Below are 15,232 nucleotides of genomic sequence, written 5' to 3'. Positions count from 1 at the left end.
ACGGGTTAAGCTTTTGTGTTCTTTAATTGGCTTGCGCGTCTTCGGGCAAATAATCGATAATCACCCTTTGGTTCGGCTTTAAATACTTGTTGGCCACTTCTTGTATTTCTTCCCTCGTAATCGAACGATAGATCTCTATTTCCTTGTTTATCAACTCGGTATCGCCATAGAGCAGGTAGTTTCTGGCCAGTGAATTGGCAATGCCGGCTATACTGGAATTCGAGTTTACGAATTGGTTCTCAAATTTGTTCAATAGTTTTTGATGGTCCTTTTCGCTTATCGGCGTTTCCCTTACCTTGGCAATTTCCTCTTCCATTTCGCCGAGCAGGGTTTCTCTATCGGTTTCCCCTACGGGAAGTGCGTATACGAGGTACATGCCGTAGTCTTCCTGGCCTACGTTAAAGGCCCCGACCTGTAGGGCCTGTTTCTGGTCGTCTACCATTTTTTTATAGAGTTTGGAGCTTTGTCCGTCGCTCAGATAAGAGGATATCATGTCAAGGACGTAGGCGTCCCTTTCACGGAAACCTGGGGTTCTGTACGAGATTACGTAAGCGGGGATCTGAATATTGGGGTCATAGGCCTTTACCCGGGTTTCTTGCCGTATGGGTTCTTCCTTGGGGTAGTTGCGTACGATTTCTTCCCCCCTCGGGATTGCCGAAAAGTAATCTGCGACCCATTTTTTGGTTTGGTCGATGTCGATGTTTCCGGCTACGACCAAAACCGCGTTGTTGGGCACGTAATACTTCTTGTTGTAGGCGATCACATCGTCGAGGGTAGCGGCGTCCAGATCTTCCATGTAGCCGATATTCGGGTCTTTGTACGGGTGTTTTTTAAACAGGTTTTGGCCCACCACGGTTATCAGTTGTCCGTATGGGCGGTTGTCGTAGCGCAGTCGTTTTTCTTCTTTCACCACTTCTTGTTGGGTGGTGACCCCCTTTTGGTCGATGACGGGGTGAAGCATCCTTTCCGATTCGAGCCATAGGCCCAGCTTTAGATTGTTTGACGGAAAAACCTCGTAGTAATACGTTCGGTCTTGGGAAGTGTTGGCGTTGTTTTGTCCGCCGTTTGAAGATACAATTTCGAACCATTTGCCCCGCTCGATGTTTTTTGTCCCCTCGAACAATAAGTGCTCAAAAAAATGGGCGAAGCCCGTACGGCCCTCGGTTCGGTCCTTACCGCCAACGTGGTACATGACCGAGGTGGTAACCACGGGTACCGAATTGTCTTGGTGTAGGATAACGTGCAGACCGTTGTCGAGGTCGTATTCTTCGAAGGCCACTTGCTGGGCGCTTAAGACCACTGTAAAGAGGGCCAGGCTAAAGCTTGCGATGTGTTTTTGTGTCATGGGAAAGTCTTTGGATGTCGAATAGGTGTTCAAGTAAAAGGGATTGTTACAAGATTATTGAATTTTTGTAAGATATTCAATACGACACTATTTATTTTTAACACGGTTTAAAACAATACTTGTTTAATTTTCAGTAATTTAAAGGGGTGAACCTTAAAAACTGAAAAAAATGAAAAAGTTTGCTTTACCCATACGTTTTGGTGTCGCCACGAGCGGCTGCCTGATAGCCTATTTTTTGATTCTTGCTTTGTTCGACCTGCACACCAATGTTTTTTTCAGCCTTTTTAACGGCGTAATCGTGGGCTTCGGAATCTATGAGGCCATCAAATATTATAAACTTGAGGTAAAAAAGGACTTTGATTACGGAAGCGGTTTTACCGCCGGCCTGGTCACGGGTTTTGTGGCCACATTGGTCTTTACCTTGTTTTTTGCCCTCTATGCAACGGAGATCAACACGGCCTTTCTTCAAGAACTGACCACGGTGTGGTTCAACGATTTCAAAAACTTCGAGGGAATCGTTTTTTTTACCGTGGCCATCATGGGTTTTGCGACTACCCTTGTCTTGACACTTTCGTTCATGCAACTATTTAAGACGAGCAACAACACTCGTAAAAAGCCGGTTTCTAGGCAGGTGGGCTAAGGTCTTGCCCATTTTGTTCCCCTTGGCGTCATTGGTATCGATATGGGGCGGGCCATTGGTCGGTCCCGTCGAAGGGGGGCGTATTGTTTTTTTAGGGCGTAAAAACTGCGTGATTGTGTTGTACATTAACGATTTAGGCGTATATTTGCATCCGCTTATTGAAAAATAGGCATTATTTTAAACCAATTATAATACACATTATGTACGCAATCGTAGAGATGGCAGGGCAGCAATTCAAAGTTGCGAAAGACCAAAAAGTGTATGTTCACCGTTTACAGGCCGAAGAAGGCAAGAAAGTCGTTTTTGACAACGTACTTCTTTTGGCGGATGGATCGAACGTTACCGTTGGCGCCCCGGCTATAGACGGCGCGGCCGTTGAGGCCAAAGTCGTAAAGCACCTAAGAGGTGACAAGGTTATTGTCTTTAAAAAGAAAAGACGTAAAGGTTACAGAAAGAAAAACGGTCACCGTCAATCTTTGACCGAGATCGTGATCGAGAGTATTGTTGCCAAAGGAGCCAAAAAAACAGCTAAGAAGGAAGAGCCCAAGAAAGCGGCGGCAAAGCCCAAAGCGGAAAAAGCGGCACCTAAAAAGGCTGCCAAGGCCGACGATTTGAAAAAAATCGAAGGAATCGGTCCTAAGATAGCCGAAACCTTGGTTGCGGCCGGCATTTCCACTTTCGCCGAATTGGCAAAGACCGATGCGGCCAAGATCGCGGAGATTATTGCCGACGTTCGTGGCAACCACGTTACCGACACATGGCCAGCGCAGGCAAAATTGGCTGCCGAAGGCAAGTGGGACGAGCTGAAAAAATGGCAAGACGAACTAGATGGTGGTAAGGCATAGGCCTACCAAAGGTAAAGTATAATTAATTTCGTGTTCTCCCGTTTTAGGGGAGGCACACATAAAAAACCAATATCATGGCACACAAAAAAGGTGTAGGTAGTTCTAAGAACGGTAGGGAGTCGGAATCGAAACGCTTGGGCGTTAAGATTTTTGGCGGACAGGCCGCCGTTGCCGGAAATATCATTGTTAGACAACGTGGTACCAAGCACAATCCAGGTGAGAATGTGTACGCCGGTAAAGACCATTCATTGCATGCCCGTGTAGACGGAATTGTAAAATTTCAAAAGAAAGCAGGGGGCAAGTCTTACGTTTCGATAGAACCTTTCGAGGCTTAAGAACGCGCTTTGCATCGATATTTATAAGGCCCTATCCTATTTGGATAGGGTTTTTTGTATCCCTATGCCTCGTCCTGACGATCGAAAGAAATTTAAAATTAAGGGTGTAGAGGTACGGCCTTTTCATTAAGAACTGTTAAAAAATACATTTTTAGAACGGATAAGGTATTTTTGAAGGTGCCAAGACCTAGTTCATATAATCAATTTCTGTAATTTTGTAGCCTGCCCCTAATTTAGGGGCGAAAACGCGCCCCAAATTGTTCTTTTTTTTACGGATTTTAAATAAACGTTTACAACATGGCTAAAATTGAGATTAAAGGGACGGCCGAAAAACTGGAGCGGGTTTCCATTTTTTTAAAGGCGAACAATATCGAACATTCGATTACCGAGGATTACGGGAACCATTCAAAGGAGGAGGCCGACAGGTATAAGGCGCTGATACATAAGTTCAACCAATAAGTTTTATATAGGCGCATCGTTGCCGAACCGCGGGCAGGGCTTTCTAAGGGGCTTTGTCGGAGTTTGGCCTTGCGATGCCCATTTCAATCTTTAAGCATCTAAGTCCTATGGATGAAAACCAAAAAAACAAGCCCGGGTTAGCGGATATTTATGCCAACATACAAGAAGATAGTCCCGATTGGGATACCGTCCTGCATTCCGTTATTTCGCATTTTGATTGTGCAACGGGTACCCTTCATTTTTTAGACCAGGAAACATCGCTTTTAAAACTTAGGGCCCAAAAGGGTATTCCACCGTTTTTGATTCCCAAGGTAGAGGTTATACCCATAGGAAAGGGTATGGCCGGCATTGCCGCGGAACGGCGTGAGGCGGTAGAAATGTGCAACCTTCAGACCGACGATTCGGGGGTGGCACGGCCCGCGGCCAAAGAAACGAAAATGGAAGGCTCGATTGCGGCACCATTGCTTCTTAACGGCACCTTGTACGGTACGATCGGCATTGCCAAACCCGTTCCCTACGACTTTACCGAAGCGGAAAAGACAAAACTTCTTCAAATTGGGGAGGCTATATGTAGGGCCATAAGTTAAACGCAAATAATGGCGATAATTGAAAAAGGCCTTGCATTGCAAGGCCTTTTTCGTACTATCCGGTCCGATTTCTCAATATCGGTAATAATCGGGTTTAAACGGCCCCTCGACGGTAACGCCGATATATTCGGCCTGCTCGGGTTTTAATTGGGTAAGTTCGGCACCCAAACGCGATAGGTGTAGGGCCGCTACCTTCTCATCGAGGTGTTTGGGTAACATGTATACCTCGTTCTTGTATTTGTCGCTATGGTTCCACAACTCGATTTGCGCCAAGGTCTGGTTGGTAAAGGAGTTGCTCATAACGAAGCTGGGGTGGCCCGTGGCACAGCCCAAATTCACCAATCTACCTTCCGCAAGTACGATAATGTCCTTGCCGTCTATGGTGTACTTGTCTACCTGGGGTTTGATCTCGTCCTTGGTGTCCCCGTAGTTGGCATTTAGCCAGGCCATATCGATTTCGTTGTCGAAATGACCGATGTTGCACACAATGGCCTTGTCTTTCATGGCCTTGAAGTGTTCGGGGCGGATAATGTCCTTGTTGCCTGTGGTGGTGATAATGATATCCGCCTTGTCTACCACGGTTTCAAGTCTTTTTACCTCATATCCGTCCATACACGCCTGTAGGGCACAGATGGGGTCGATTTCGGTTACGGTAACAATCGATCCCGCACCTCTGAAAGAAGCGGCGGTACCTTTGCCTACATCGCCATAACCGGCGACCACTACGCGCTTGCCGGCAAGCATGGTGTCGGTGGCCCTTCGAATGGCATCGACGGCGCTCTCGCGACATCCGTATTTGTTGTCGAACTTTGACTTTGTGACCGAATCGTTTACGTTAATGGCCGGCATGGGCAGGGTTCCCTTTTTCATACGCTCGTACAAACGGTGGACACCGGTGGTGGTTTCCTCCGAAAGTCCCTTTACCCCTTTGGCCAGTTCCGGATAGCGGTCGAGTACCATATTGGTCAGGTCCCCGCCATCGTCTAGGATCATGTTCAAGGGTTTTCGCTCTTCCCCGAAAAAGAGGGTCTGCTCAATGCACCAGTCGAATTCCTCCTCGGTCATACCCTTCCAGGCATAAACGGGAATACCGGCTGCGGCAATTGCCGCGGCCGCATGGTCTTGGGTCGAAAATATATTGCACGAACTCCAAGTTACCTCGGCTCCCAAAGCGACCAAGGTTTCAATGAGAACGGCCGTCTGTATGGTCATATGGAGACACCCGGCAATTCGGGCGCCCTTCAAGGGTTGTTCGTTTCCATATTCTTCACGAAGCGACATTAGGCCGGGCATCTCGGCCTCGGCAAGCTCAATTTCTTTTCTTCCCCAATCCGCTAAAGAAATATCTTTTACCTTATACGGTAGATAGGAAACAGTTTTGGTATCCATAGTCTTTTTTATTTTTTACTTTCGTAATATGTGGCCATCCACATTTTGTGGATGCAAAGTTAAGAAAAAGGGACAGAACGCTATGCCTATTTACAAGATACTAAAGGTAAACGCCTCTACCACAGTCTATATTTGGGAGGTACTCGAGTCGGAGCCCGACCTTTCGGCAGGCATCGTTTTGACTCCTTATTGCCAAAAGCGAATGTCGGGCATGAAATCCGAAATGCATAGAAGGGCCTTTCTGAGCATTAGACATCTGATGGCCGAGGCCGGTTATGTCGATGCCGACCTGTTTTACGATGGATTTGGCAAGCCACACTTGAGGGACGGAAAGAAAATATCGATTACCCATTCGAACCAATTTACGGGCATTATCGTCAGCGATGACCAAGAAGTGGGCATCGACATCGAAAAACAGCGCGAGAAAATTTTGCGCATCGCCCATAAGTTTACACCCATCGAAGAATACCGCACCATTGCGAATACCGATGCCCTGATACGCAAGCTTACCATCGTTTGGGGAAGCAAGGAGGCACTTTATAAAATTTACGCCGAACCGGGCCTGAGTTTTTTGCACCATATCGACGTCGCCGACTTTTCATTCGATAGTTCGGGTACCACCGCCGAAATCCTCTATCGGGGCGATTCGTCCTTTTACGATATACGCTTTTTTGAGTTCGAGGGTTTCACCTGTGTTTATGCCGTAAAAAAATAAGCTGATGTCTTTCCTCGATATAACGGCCCGTCCCATAAGTGCATCCCAAGACCCCGCCTTTTTTCACTTTCGGGAAGGTTGGGGCGCCCACATCGCCAACCTGATAATAAAACTTGGTATTTGCGGTCGCTTGCAAGCCCGAAAGGGGTACGGTGAGAGGGGTTCGATCGCATATTGGCTTCGTGCAGGGGGCGAGAAGGCCATCGGGTCGACCGAGCCTTGCCCAATTTGTCCGAAAGCCCTAAAATTTGACCGAAGCGATTATGGGCCAGATTTTTGATTGGCTGTTCGCCCAATATAAAGGTACCCCCGACCACATCGTTGTCTTGGAGTTGGTCAGTGTGTTTTTTTCGCTATTGAGCGTCATCTACTCCAAACGCGAGAACATTCTTGTTTTTCCCACCGGTATCATCGGTACCGGTATTGCCGTCTACATCTTATGGGTCTACGGATTACTGGGCGATATGCTTATCAACGCCTATTATTTTATTATGAGCATCGTTGGGTGGTACGAATGGACGCGCAAGGTCGACGACGACCATTACATCCCCGTTACCTTGACCACACCGGCGGAGAAAAGGGGGTCGCTTCTCTTGTTTGCCGGAACCTTGGTCTTTGTTTCGATGGTGTACTGGCTGAGCGATAAATTTGACACCTGGACGGCCTACGCCGATATCCTGACGACGGCCATTTTCTTTGTGGGCATGTGGTTGATGGCCAAAAAGAAACTTGAAAATTGGGTGTATTGGGTCGTTGGGGATATCATCACCGTTCCCTTATATTTATATAAAGGCCTTATCTTTAGTGCCATTTTATACTTCGTTTTAACGATTATAGCCGTATTCGGCTACCTGGCATGGAAGAAACACTTAAACAAAAGCCCTCAGACCTTATTAAGGTAGTTCTTTTTGGTCCGGAGTCGACGGGAAAAACGACCTTGTCGCAACAATTGGCAGCACATTATGAAACGCAATGGGTGCCCGAGTATGCACGGGAATACCTCCAAGAAAAATGGGACAGGGAACACAAGGTTTGCGAACCCCATGATCTGTTGCCCATAGCCGAGGGGCAAATGAAAACCGAAAACATCCTGAGCGAAAAGGCCAACGATGTCCTTATTTGCGATACCGATCTTTTGGAGACCAAGGTCTATTCCGAAGCCTATTATTTGGGGTATTGCGACCCACTTCTGGAAAAGTACGCCTTGGAAAACTCCTACGACCTCTATTTTTTAACCTACATCGATGTTCCTTGGGAGCCGGACGACCTTCGCGACAAACCGGACGAAAGGGAACGAATGTTCGCTTATTTTAAAGATACCTTAAAGCGCTATGATCGGAATTTTGTTATCTTGAAAGGCAATAGGAAAGAACGTTTGGCATTGGCCATTAAACATATAGACCATTTATTGAAGAAGCTATGAATTTGACAGAAAAAGACTTGGCATTGCTTTCGGAAAAGGGAATATCCGAAGCAAAGGTGCGGGAGCAGATCGAAACCTTTAAAGAAGGCATTCCCTTTGTACAATTGGAAAAGGCCGTAACCGTTGGAGAGGGAATTATGAAGTTTGCCCCCGAAGAAGCGAAAGATAAGATTGCAAAATACGAGGCGGCGGCAAACAAGGGGCTGACCCTGCTCAAATTTGTTCCTGCCTCCGGGGCGGCTTCTCGAATGTTCAAGGCCTTGTTCAATTTCTTGGATAGTTACGACCCGTCCCAGGAAAGCTTGGAAGCCTATTTTGGGCGTACCGCCGACAAGGCGATGAAAGAGTTCTCCGAAGGGCTTCGCCATTTTGCCTTTTACGATTTGGTCATGTCCCGCATTGCGGGCAAGGCTTCCTCAAAAGACGAGGAAGTATACCTGTTCGTAAAGGAAATGATGTCGGAAGACGCCCTGAATTACGGTTTCTATCCCAAGGGCCTACTGCCCTTTCACAAGTACGGGGACCACACGGCCACCCCTTTTGAGGAACACCTGAAGGAGGCCGCCGAATATGCCAAATCGGGAGATACGGCCGAACTGCACTTTACCATATCGCCCCAGCACGGAACCATGTTCAATGCCGAATTCGAGTCGGTAAAACAGCGTGTTTCACATGCTACCCAAACCGCGTTCAAGGTGAGCTATTCGTTTCAAAAACCTTCAACCGATACCATTGCCGTGGATATGGAGAACGAACCTTTTCGAAATGCGGACGGCTCGGTACTGTTTAGACCGGGAGGCCACGGGGCCTTGATCGAAAACCTCAATGAACAGGAAGCCGATATCATTTTTATCAAGAACATAGACAACGTCACCGTGCCTAGGTTCGCCAACGACATGGCCAACAGCAAAAAGCTCTTGGCCGGGGTATTGTTGGGTGTTCAGGAAAAGGCCTTTGGCTATGCCAGGCGTTTGGAAGGGGGAGCACTTTCGGAGAAGGAATTGGCGGAGATCAAAGCCTTTCTCGAGAACGAACTGAACGTCAGGTTTAACGAGGCATTTGACGAGCTCGGGGGCAATCAAAAAGCGGAAGCCTTAAAAGACAAGATCAACCGACCTATCAGGGTATGTGGAATGGTCAAGAACGAAGGTGAACCCGGGGGAGGTCCGTTTTGGATCAATGATAGAAAAGGCAATATTTCCTTACAGATAATCGAATCGGCCCAAATCGATATGAACGACCCGGCCCAGGCCCGGATATTAAAGAACGCTACCCATTTTAATCCCGTAGACCTGGTATGTGCGGTCAAGAACCATAAAGGGGAAAAGTACGACCTGATGAATTTTGTAGACCCCAAACAAGGTTTTATCACAGGTAAGACCAAAGAGGGCAGGGAATTAAAGGCCTTGGAGCTTCCCGGTTTGTGGAACGGGGCCATGGCCTTCTGGAATACCATTTTTGTTGAGGTGCCTTCGTCTACCTTTAACCCGGTTAAAACGGTAAACGACCTTTTAAGGCCGGCGCATCAGGTGCGCTAAGTAGAAGGGTGGTTACAACATACGGTTATAAAGCAAAAAAGTGTGTAAATCTTACACACTTTTTTTGTTTTTTACACAGTGCTACCCATAGTTTTATCGGGTTTTTATTTGTTAACTATTTGATTTTGAAAATGTTGCATAAATTTTGAAAAGGTATTGGTTATTGGCATCATTTTCCCTCTATACCTGTTAAATCAAAACAAATAGTTTAATCTAACACACAAGTAAAATGAAAAATTTAATGTTTGCCGCAGTATTGTCTCTAGGAACAATGACTGCTTTCGCACAAGAAGAAGAAACAACTGTAGAAGAAGTAGCAACCGAACAAGTTGAGGCTGCTCAAGACGGTTTCAATGAAATAGCTGCTGAAGAAGTACCAGCTGCCATTACCGAGGCTTTGGAAGCTGCCCACCCAGGAGCTACCATTTCAAAAGCTTTCATGAACGAAGAAGCCCAGTACAAGTTGGAAGTTGCCAAAGAAGACGGCGAAACTGCTGAATTGTATGCCGACGCTGAAGGTAACTGGATCGAGAAATAATTCTCCTCGCCCAATTATCTTATCGGTTTAGACGATAAAGGAAAGCCCCTTGCCAAATAGTTGGCAGAAGGGGCTTTTTTTTGTTTCCATGGGAAAATTTCCATAGGCGCGATCAATGCCATATATGATCAATGCCTTATATTGGGTACGTGAAGTCGCCTTCCCCTTACCCGGGTCATGATGCGAGTACGCAAGAGGGCGCTATTTGGTCATCCCGTGTATAAATTACACAATAAAAAAGGGCAAATACCCATTATTACACACCTTTGGGGTTTCACTTTGTTTTTTAAATAATTGATAATCAGTTTTTTATATTTTAAAACGCATTCTGGTATTATTATTTCTCTATCCATCACAGTTAATCCTATAAAAGAAGAACAATGAAAAAATTATTTATCACCGCAGTATTCGCTCTTGGAAGTCTAACTGCATTTGCCCAAGAAGAAGTAGAAGCAGTGGAAGAGAACGCAACTGAGGCAGTTGCCCAAGACGATTTCTCCGAAGTGGCTACCGAAGAGTTGCCGGAAGCCGTAACAGCGGCAGTTTCCAAAAACTACCCTACTGCCACTATCGATAAGGCGTATAAAAACGAAGCTAAGCAATACAAGTTGGAAGTATCATTGGAAGACGGTACGGCCGGTACTTTGTATGCAGACGAAAATGGTAACTGGATTGAAATGTAATAACTTGAGTTATTTGTTTTGTATCAAGTTGGTTTGGTCGGAAAAGGGTTGCTAATGGCAGCCCTTTTCTATTTTCGCTACCGAGGCTCACGTAGTCGCCCAAATGGGTTATTAATGCCACGGTCCGACATTCGGACAAACCTTGCCCGTTTTTAAGACAATAATCAACAGTAGGCCCCCAAAGCTTGCCATGGGCTCAGTGCGATCATAGCGACCGTACTGGGCCTTCTTAATGTGTAAAAAATTCACACTCGCTTTAAATTTCCCATTTATACCCACTTCAAATCGACACATGTTTATATAAAACACTGTAAATCAATTATTTGTGATTTGTGGATTTTTTGGTATCATATTTTCAATGTACTTATTGAATTTGAATCACATTTTATATAAATACATTAAAATCAAAAGAAGATGAAAAAATTATTTATCACATCCGTATTCGCACTAGGAACCTTAACTGCATTTGCACAAGAAGAGCAAGCTGCCGAAGCCCAAGAAGCCGCTACCGAGGCCGTGGCCCAAGAAAATTTTTCGGAAATTGCCCTTGAGGAGGTTCCCGAGGCCATTACTAACATGATCGCCACCAATTATCCTGGTGCTACTATCGACAAGGCCCACAAGAACGAGGAGAACCAGTACAAGATCGAGGTTTCCTTGGAAGATGGTACCTCTGGTGCCCTTCTTCTTGACGAGGAAGGCAACGCCATTGAGCAATAGGCATAGTTAGCTTAATGACGGGATTGTCCCGAATATAGTGAAAAGGAACCGTAGCGATACGGTTCCTTTTTGGTTTTAAAGGAGTCTGGTTTACATATCTTTTATGATAAATTGGCACTTGAAAGAGCTTTCTTGTGCTATTTTTACGTAGATAGAACAGAACCTATTATTTGCTATATGCCAAACCTGTTGATAATTGAAGACGATGCCGCCTTTTGCCAAATGTTGCAAAAGTTTTTGACCAAACGTGGTTACGAGGTCGAGACCAGTTTTACCGTCCCCGATGCCAAGCAGAAAATCGAAAGTAAGGCTTACGATCTTATTCTTACCGATCTGCGTTTGCCCGATTACGATGGGATACAATTATTGACCGACATCAAATCGGTCAATCCCTCGACACAGGTAATCGTTATGACCGGTTATGCCGAGGTAGGTTCCGCGGTCAATGCCATGAAAAAAGGGGCCTTCGATTATATATCAAAGCCTTTTACACCCGATGAGATAGTCATGGTGCTCGATAACGCCCTAAAGGTTCCGGCTACCCCAAACGAGGAAGACGGGCCACGGGAAGATTCGGCAGATGGGGTTGCGACAAAGGCCAAGCCGGCCCTTACCGCCGATAAGGGGGGCAAAGTGGTCAAGGGAATCAGCGAGGCATCCAAAAAATTGGATGATTATATCAAATTGGTCGCCCCGACCGATATGTCGGTTTTGATAACCGGGGAAAGCGGGACGGGCAAAGAGGTTACGGCAAGGGCCATTCACGATAACAGCAATAGACGGGATTTTAATTTTGTGGCCGTCGACTGCGGTGCCATACCCAAGGAGTTGGCCACGAGCGAATTTTTTGGACATATCAAGGGAAGCTTTACCGGTGCCGTCGAAGACAAAATAGGAAATTTCGAGGCGGCGAACAAGGGTACTTTGTTCCTTGACGAGGTCGGAAACCTAAGCTATGAAAACCAAATACAACTGCTCAGGGCCCTTCAGGAACGTAAGATCAAAAGGGTGGGAAGTACCAAGGAAATTGAGGTCGATGTGCGTATTATTACCGCTACGAACGAAGATTTGACCGATGCCGTTGAAAAAGGAAGCTTCAGGGAAGACCTCTATCACCGATTGAACGAGTTTTCAATAGAAATACCCTCGTTGGAAGACCGTTTTGAAGATTTGATCCTGTTTGCCGAAAATTTTCTGGCCAAGGCGAATGCCAATCTTGGCAAAAATGTTCAAGGATTTTCGAAAGAGGTTTGGGAAGCTTTTCAGCTATACCGCTGGCCCGGAAACCTTCGCGAACTCCAAAATGTGATCAAGCGGGCCGTATTGTTGACCGTTGGCGACGAAGTGGAGGTTTCGGCCCTCCCGAAGGAGGTACTTCAGCCCCAGGAAAAAGTTTCCGTCGCGGATGGGTTCTCAAAATCGGAATTTGAAAAGGAACGGATCATCAAGGCCCTGAAAAAGACCAATTTCAATAAGTCGAAGGCGGCCAAACTACTGCAGGTGACCCGAAAGACCCTGTACAATAAGATCAACCACTACAATTTGGACTTGTAGCCAAGCGCTCTTTCAAGGTTTTTGTCAGCAAGTCGACTTCCTCCCTCAATCCATAAAACAGATCGTCAAGGGTCTGACCATCGATTTTTTCAGGGGTGGCCAGTTCCATTTGTTCCAAGGCCGAGACGCTTTTTCTTACCTTGAGTTGCCTGAACATGGGCAACATTCGGTGCGCCACTTGGTTCACCTGTCTGTAGTCTTTATGCTTTACCGTTTTTTCAAGCAGGGCCATGTTCGACCGGGTATCCCTTAAAAAGGTTTGCAGTACATCGAAGAGGGCATCTTCGTTTTTACCCAAAAAGGAGTGTATGATATCCAAGTTGTACAATTGCGGGGCCCTGTTTTTTTCATCGGCCTTCGACGGCTCCGATACGGGGGGCTGCCCGGCTTCGATACCGATCAATTTTAAGGTGGCCACAAGCTCCCCCTTTGAAAAGGGCTTTTGCAACACTTGGGTAAAGCCTACCCCGATATAGGCTTCGGGCCCTAGGTCGCGCCGGCCGGTCATGGCTATGATCGGTTGGTTTTTGTAATGGGTATAGTTGCCCGACCTGAGCTTTTTCAGCACCTCAAAGCCCGTAACCTGGGGCATTTGTATATCGGTCAGTACGATGTCATAGGCCAAGTGCGAATCTTGTTCGATCGAGAGAAAATTCGAATAGGTGTGTGCCGTAATGCCCATACTTTCGGCCAGTTCACGCAGCATGTGTAGCAGGGCCGTATCGTCGTCGATGATCAACATGCGCAATTTGGGGGCCATATAGGGCAATTCGCCGTCCTTTGGGTCAACGGCTTCGGTAATTTCCAAGGGGAGTTGAAGACAAAAGGTGCTTCCTTGGCCCAATTGGCTTTCCAAGGTCAAGCTTCCCCTTAAAAGCTCGGCCAGCTTTTTTGAAATGGTCAGTCCCAGGCCGTAGCCCCCGAATTTTTTTTCGGTGTTTTTTTCCGCTTGGGCAAACTCCTTAAAAATGAGGTGCTGTTTGTCTTTGGCGATTCCGATTCCGGTATCCGAAACGGCAATTTTGGCCCAAATGCTTTTTCCCGTTTCCCTTTCGACGAAGGCATCGACCTTTACATGGCCCTCTTCGGTAAACTTGAAGGCATTGCCCATGAGGTTGGTCAGCACCTGCCTGATCCTAAAGGGGTCTCCCAAAACGGTTTGCTCCAATTCGGGTGCGATGTTCAATATGAGCCGTAAGCCTTTGTTCTTGTGTAGGGCCTGTAGGTTTTCGGCGGTTTCCTGAATAAGGTGGGCCGGAATAAAGGGTACGTCTTCGATATTTAGTTTGCCGGCTTCCAGCTTCGAAAAATCCAATAGGTCGTTCACCAGGTTGCCCACGTATTCCGTGGCCGATTTTACGTGTTTGATATAGCCCAATTGCTTTTGGGAAAGATCGGTGCTTTCCAAAAGCTCGGAGTAGCCCCCTATGGTGTTAAGGGGCGTACGCAAGTCGTGGCTCACCGTCGAGATCAGTTGTTCCCGGCTTTTTAAAAGCGATTCGGAGAATTTTTTCTCCTTTTCCAAACGGGCCCGGTAGGTCTGTACCTTCCAGTAATCGCGGGTAATCAAAAACGAAAAAATGGCTACGATGACGAAACCGAGCAGGGCGGCTAGGCCGGCAATGCGCGTCGTGCGTCTCAAAGTCTCCCGTTTCTTGAGGCTGTTGTTGTAACTGCTGGCCATGATCTCTTGTTCAAAGGCGGTGATGATGTTCTGGAGTTGTCGTGACAGCTCAAGGTCGTTTCGGATCATCTCGACTTCCTTTTGGGCCAAAAAGCGCTGTGATCGCGAGTCTTCGAGTTTGGCCTTGCGAAGCATCTCTTTTGAGACGTTGAGTATGGAGTCTACGTATTCTGCATTTTCGGCAGGGTCTCCCGTCTTTGGGGCATTGCTGTTGATCAAGGCCGCATACTCCCTTAGCGATTGCTGTACTTTGGGCGATAACTTATCGAAATCGGAAAAAAGGTTTTCCGCTGAAAACTTGCCGAACGACTCCTCTATTTTCTCAAATTCCTTTAAGGCCTTGTCCAATGAATTGTTGGCCGCGCTTTTTGACTTTAGCTTGCGCAGTTCGTTGTTGTTGGCCACTTTTTGCCTTAAGAGTACCTGAAGACTGTCCAAGAGTCCTTTCTGTTCATCGCCTAGCATCAACTGCTTCAGGCTATCGATCTCGACCTGTATGGAGTCTATTTTTTTTGAGTAGGCATCGAATTTGACCTGTCCGCCATCTTGCAATGCGAGCTTCGAAAGGCTCTCCGCTTCATAAAGATTAGTGACCAAAGAACTGGTCTTGAGCAATTTTTCATCGTTGGAGTCGTTGGTTTCGGTCGAAACGTAGGTCTTGATCTCGGTATAGATAAAGTAGCCCACCCCGGCCGTTAAAAGGGCAAGCACCAAATAACTGGCAATTATTTTAAGGGTGAATTTATTTTTAGATCGGCCTGATTCGCTCCCCATGGT

General features: G+C 46.6%; 16 protein-coding genes. 13 read left to right on the top strand and 3 right to left on the bottom strand.

The genetic code is table 11. The features are described 5' to 3' along the window. Positions 1 to 22: 22 nt before the first annotated feature. Complete coding sequence (locus BUB37_RS00530) at positions 23 to 1,345, bottom strand: M16 family metallopeptidase (RefSeq protein WP_072989603.1); 1,323 nt, start codon at positions 1,343 to 1,345, stop codon at positions 23 to 25. A gap of 169 nt (positions 1,346 to 1,514) precedes the next feature. Here BUB37_RS00530 and BUB37_RS00525 point away from each other — a divergent pair, with 169 nt between their 5' ends. The 5 genes from BUB37_RS00525 to BUB37_RS00510 all read left to right on the top strand — a co-directional run bounded on the left by BUB37_RS00525 (position 1,515) and on the right by BUB37_RS00510 (position 4,211). Beyond that, positions 1,515 to 1,985, top strand: coding sequence for a DUF4199 domain-containing protein (locus BUB37_RS00525; protein ID WP_072986746.1), 471 nt, complete (start codon positions 1,515 to 1,517; stop codon positions 1,983 to 1,985). Positions 1,986 to 2,185: 200 nt separating this feature from the next. Further along, entirely contained in the window at positions 2,186 to 2,830 is a 645-nt protein-coding gene (gene rplU / locus BUB37_RS00520) for a 50S ribosomal protein L21 (RefSeq protein WP_072986743.1), read from the top strand. Between the two features lie 74 nt (positions 2,831 to 2,904). Further along, on the top strand, positions 2,905 to 3,165 hold the full coding sequence (gene rpmA, locus BUB37_RS00515; protein WP_072986740.1) for a 50S ribosomal protein L27: 261 nt from the start codon (positions 2,905 to 2,907) through the stop codon (positions 3,163 to 3,165). 297 nt (positions 3,166 to 3,462) lie between these two features. After that, on the top strand, positions 3,463 to 3,624 hold the full coding sequence (locus BUB37_RS21540) for a hypothetical protein (RefSeq protein ID WP_170863095.1): 162 nt from the start codon (positions 3,463 to 3,465) through the stop codon (positions 3,622 to 3,624). A 107-nt stretch (positions 3,625 to 3,731) separates the two neighbouring features. Beyond that, on the top strand, positions 3,732 to 4,211 hold the full coding sequence (locus BUB37_RS00510; RefSeq protein WP_072986738.1) for a GAF domain-containing protein: 480 nt from the start codon (positions 3,732 to 3,734) through the stop codon (positions 4,209 to 4,211). A 72-nt stretch (positions 4,212 to 4,283) separates the two neighbouring features. Here the strand turns inward: BUB37_RS00510 and ahcY are convergent, their stop codons facing one another. Continuing rightward, on the bottom strand, positions 4,284 to 5,600 hold the full coding sequence (gene ahcY, locus BUB37_RS00505; protein WP_072986734.1) for an adenosylhomocysteinase: 1,317 nt from the start codon (positions 5,598 to 5,600) through the stop codon (positions 4,284 to 4,286). 82 nt (positions 5,601 to 5,682) lie between these two features. Here ahcY and BUB37_RS00500 point away from each other — a divergent pair, with 82 nt between their 5' ends. The 8 genes from BUB37_RS00500 (at position 5,683) to BUB37_RS00455 (ending at position 12,771) form a co-directional block, all read left to right on the top strand. Continuing rightward, the gene (locus BUB37_RS00500; protein WP_072986731.1) at positions 5,683 to 6,315 is read left to right on the top strand and encodes a 4'-phosphopantetheinyl transferase family protein; all 633 of its coding nucleotides are present in this window, start codon (positions 5,683 to 5,685) and stop codon (positions 6,313 to 6,315) included. 263 nt (positions 6,316 to 6,578) lie between these two features. Then, on the top strand, positions 6,579 to 7,217 hold the full coding sequence (gene pnuC, locus BUB37_RS00490; RefSeq protein WP_072986723.1) for a nicotinamide riboside transporter PnuC: 639 nt from the start codon (positions 6,579 to 6,581) through the stop codon (positions 7,215 to 7,217). Beyond that, positions 7,172 to 7,738: an AAA family ATPase gene (locus BUB37_RS00485; RefSeq protein WP_072986718.1), complete on the top strand. Its 567-nt coding sequence runs from the start codon at positions 7,172 to 7,174 to the stop codon at positions 7,736 to 7,738. The genes pnuC and BUB37_RS00485 overlap by 46 nt, the downstream gene beginning before the upstream one ends. Continuing rightward, a complete protein-coding gene (locus tag BUB37_RS00480) occupies positions 7,735 to 9,276 on the top strand; it encodes a DUF4301 family protein (RefSeq protein ID WP_072986715.1) in 1,542 nt (513 codons plus the stop codon). Before BUB37_RS00485 ends, BUB37_RS00480 begins: the two co-directional genes overlap by 4 nt. A gap of 229 nt (positions 9,277 to 9,505) precedes the next feature. Next, positions 9,506 to 9,814, top strand: coding sequence for a hypothetical protein (locus tag BUB37_RS00475; protein WP_072986712.1), 309 nt, complete (start codon positions 9,506 to 9,508; stop codon positions 9,812 to 9,814). 380 nt (positions 9,815 to 10,194) lie between these two features. Next, positions 10,195 to 10,497 (top strand): hypothetical protein, encoded by a 303-nt coding sequence (locus tag BUB37_RS00470; RefSeq protein ID WP_072986707.1) that lies wholly within the window; start codon positions 10,195 to 10,197, stop codon positions 10,495 to 10,497. A 414-nt stretch (positions 10,498 to 10,911) separates the two neighbouring features. Further along, a complete protein-coding gene (locus BUB37_RS00460) occupies positions 10,912 to 11,217 on the top strand; it encodes a hypothetical protein (RefSeq protein ID WP_072986701.1) in 306 nt (101 codons plus the stop codon). Between the two features lie 177 nt (positions 11,218 to 11,394). Then, positions 11,395 to 12,771, top strand: coding sequence for a sigma-54-dependent transcriptional regulator (locus tag BUB37_RS00455; RefSeq protein ID WP_072986696.1), 1,377 nt, complete (start codon positions 11,395 to 11,397; stop codon positions 12,769 to 12,771). Here the strand turns inward: BUB37_RS00455 and BUB37_RS00450 are convergent. Continuing rightward, positions 12,746 to 15,229 carry a hybrid sensor histidine kinase/response regulator gene (locus BUB37_RS00450; protein WP_072986692.1) on the bottom strand — a complete coding sequence of 828 codons (2,484 nt, stop codon included), beginning with the start codon at positions 15,227 to 15,229 and terminating at the stop codon, positions 12,746 to 12,748. The genes BUB37_RS00455 and BUB37_RS00450 overlap by 26 nt on opposite strands. Positions 15,230 to 15,232: the final 3 nt, after the last annotated feature.

Source organism: Pseudozobellia thermophila (genome assembly GCF_900141855.1).
GTDB lineage: Bacteria > Bacteroidota > Bacteroidia > Flavobacteriales > Flavobacteriaceae > Pseudozobellia > Pseudozobellia thermophila.
This window is presented reverse-complemented; position numbering and strand designations above follow the sequence as displayed.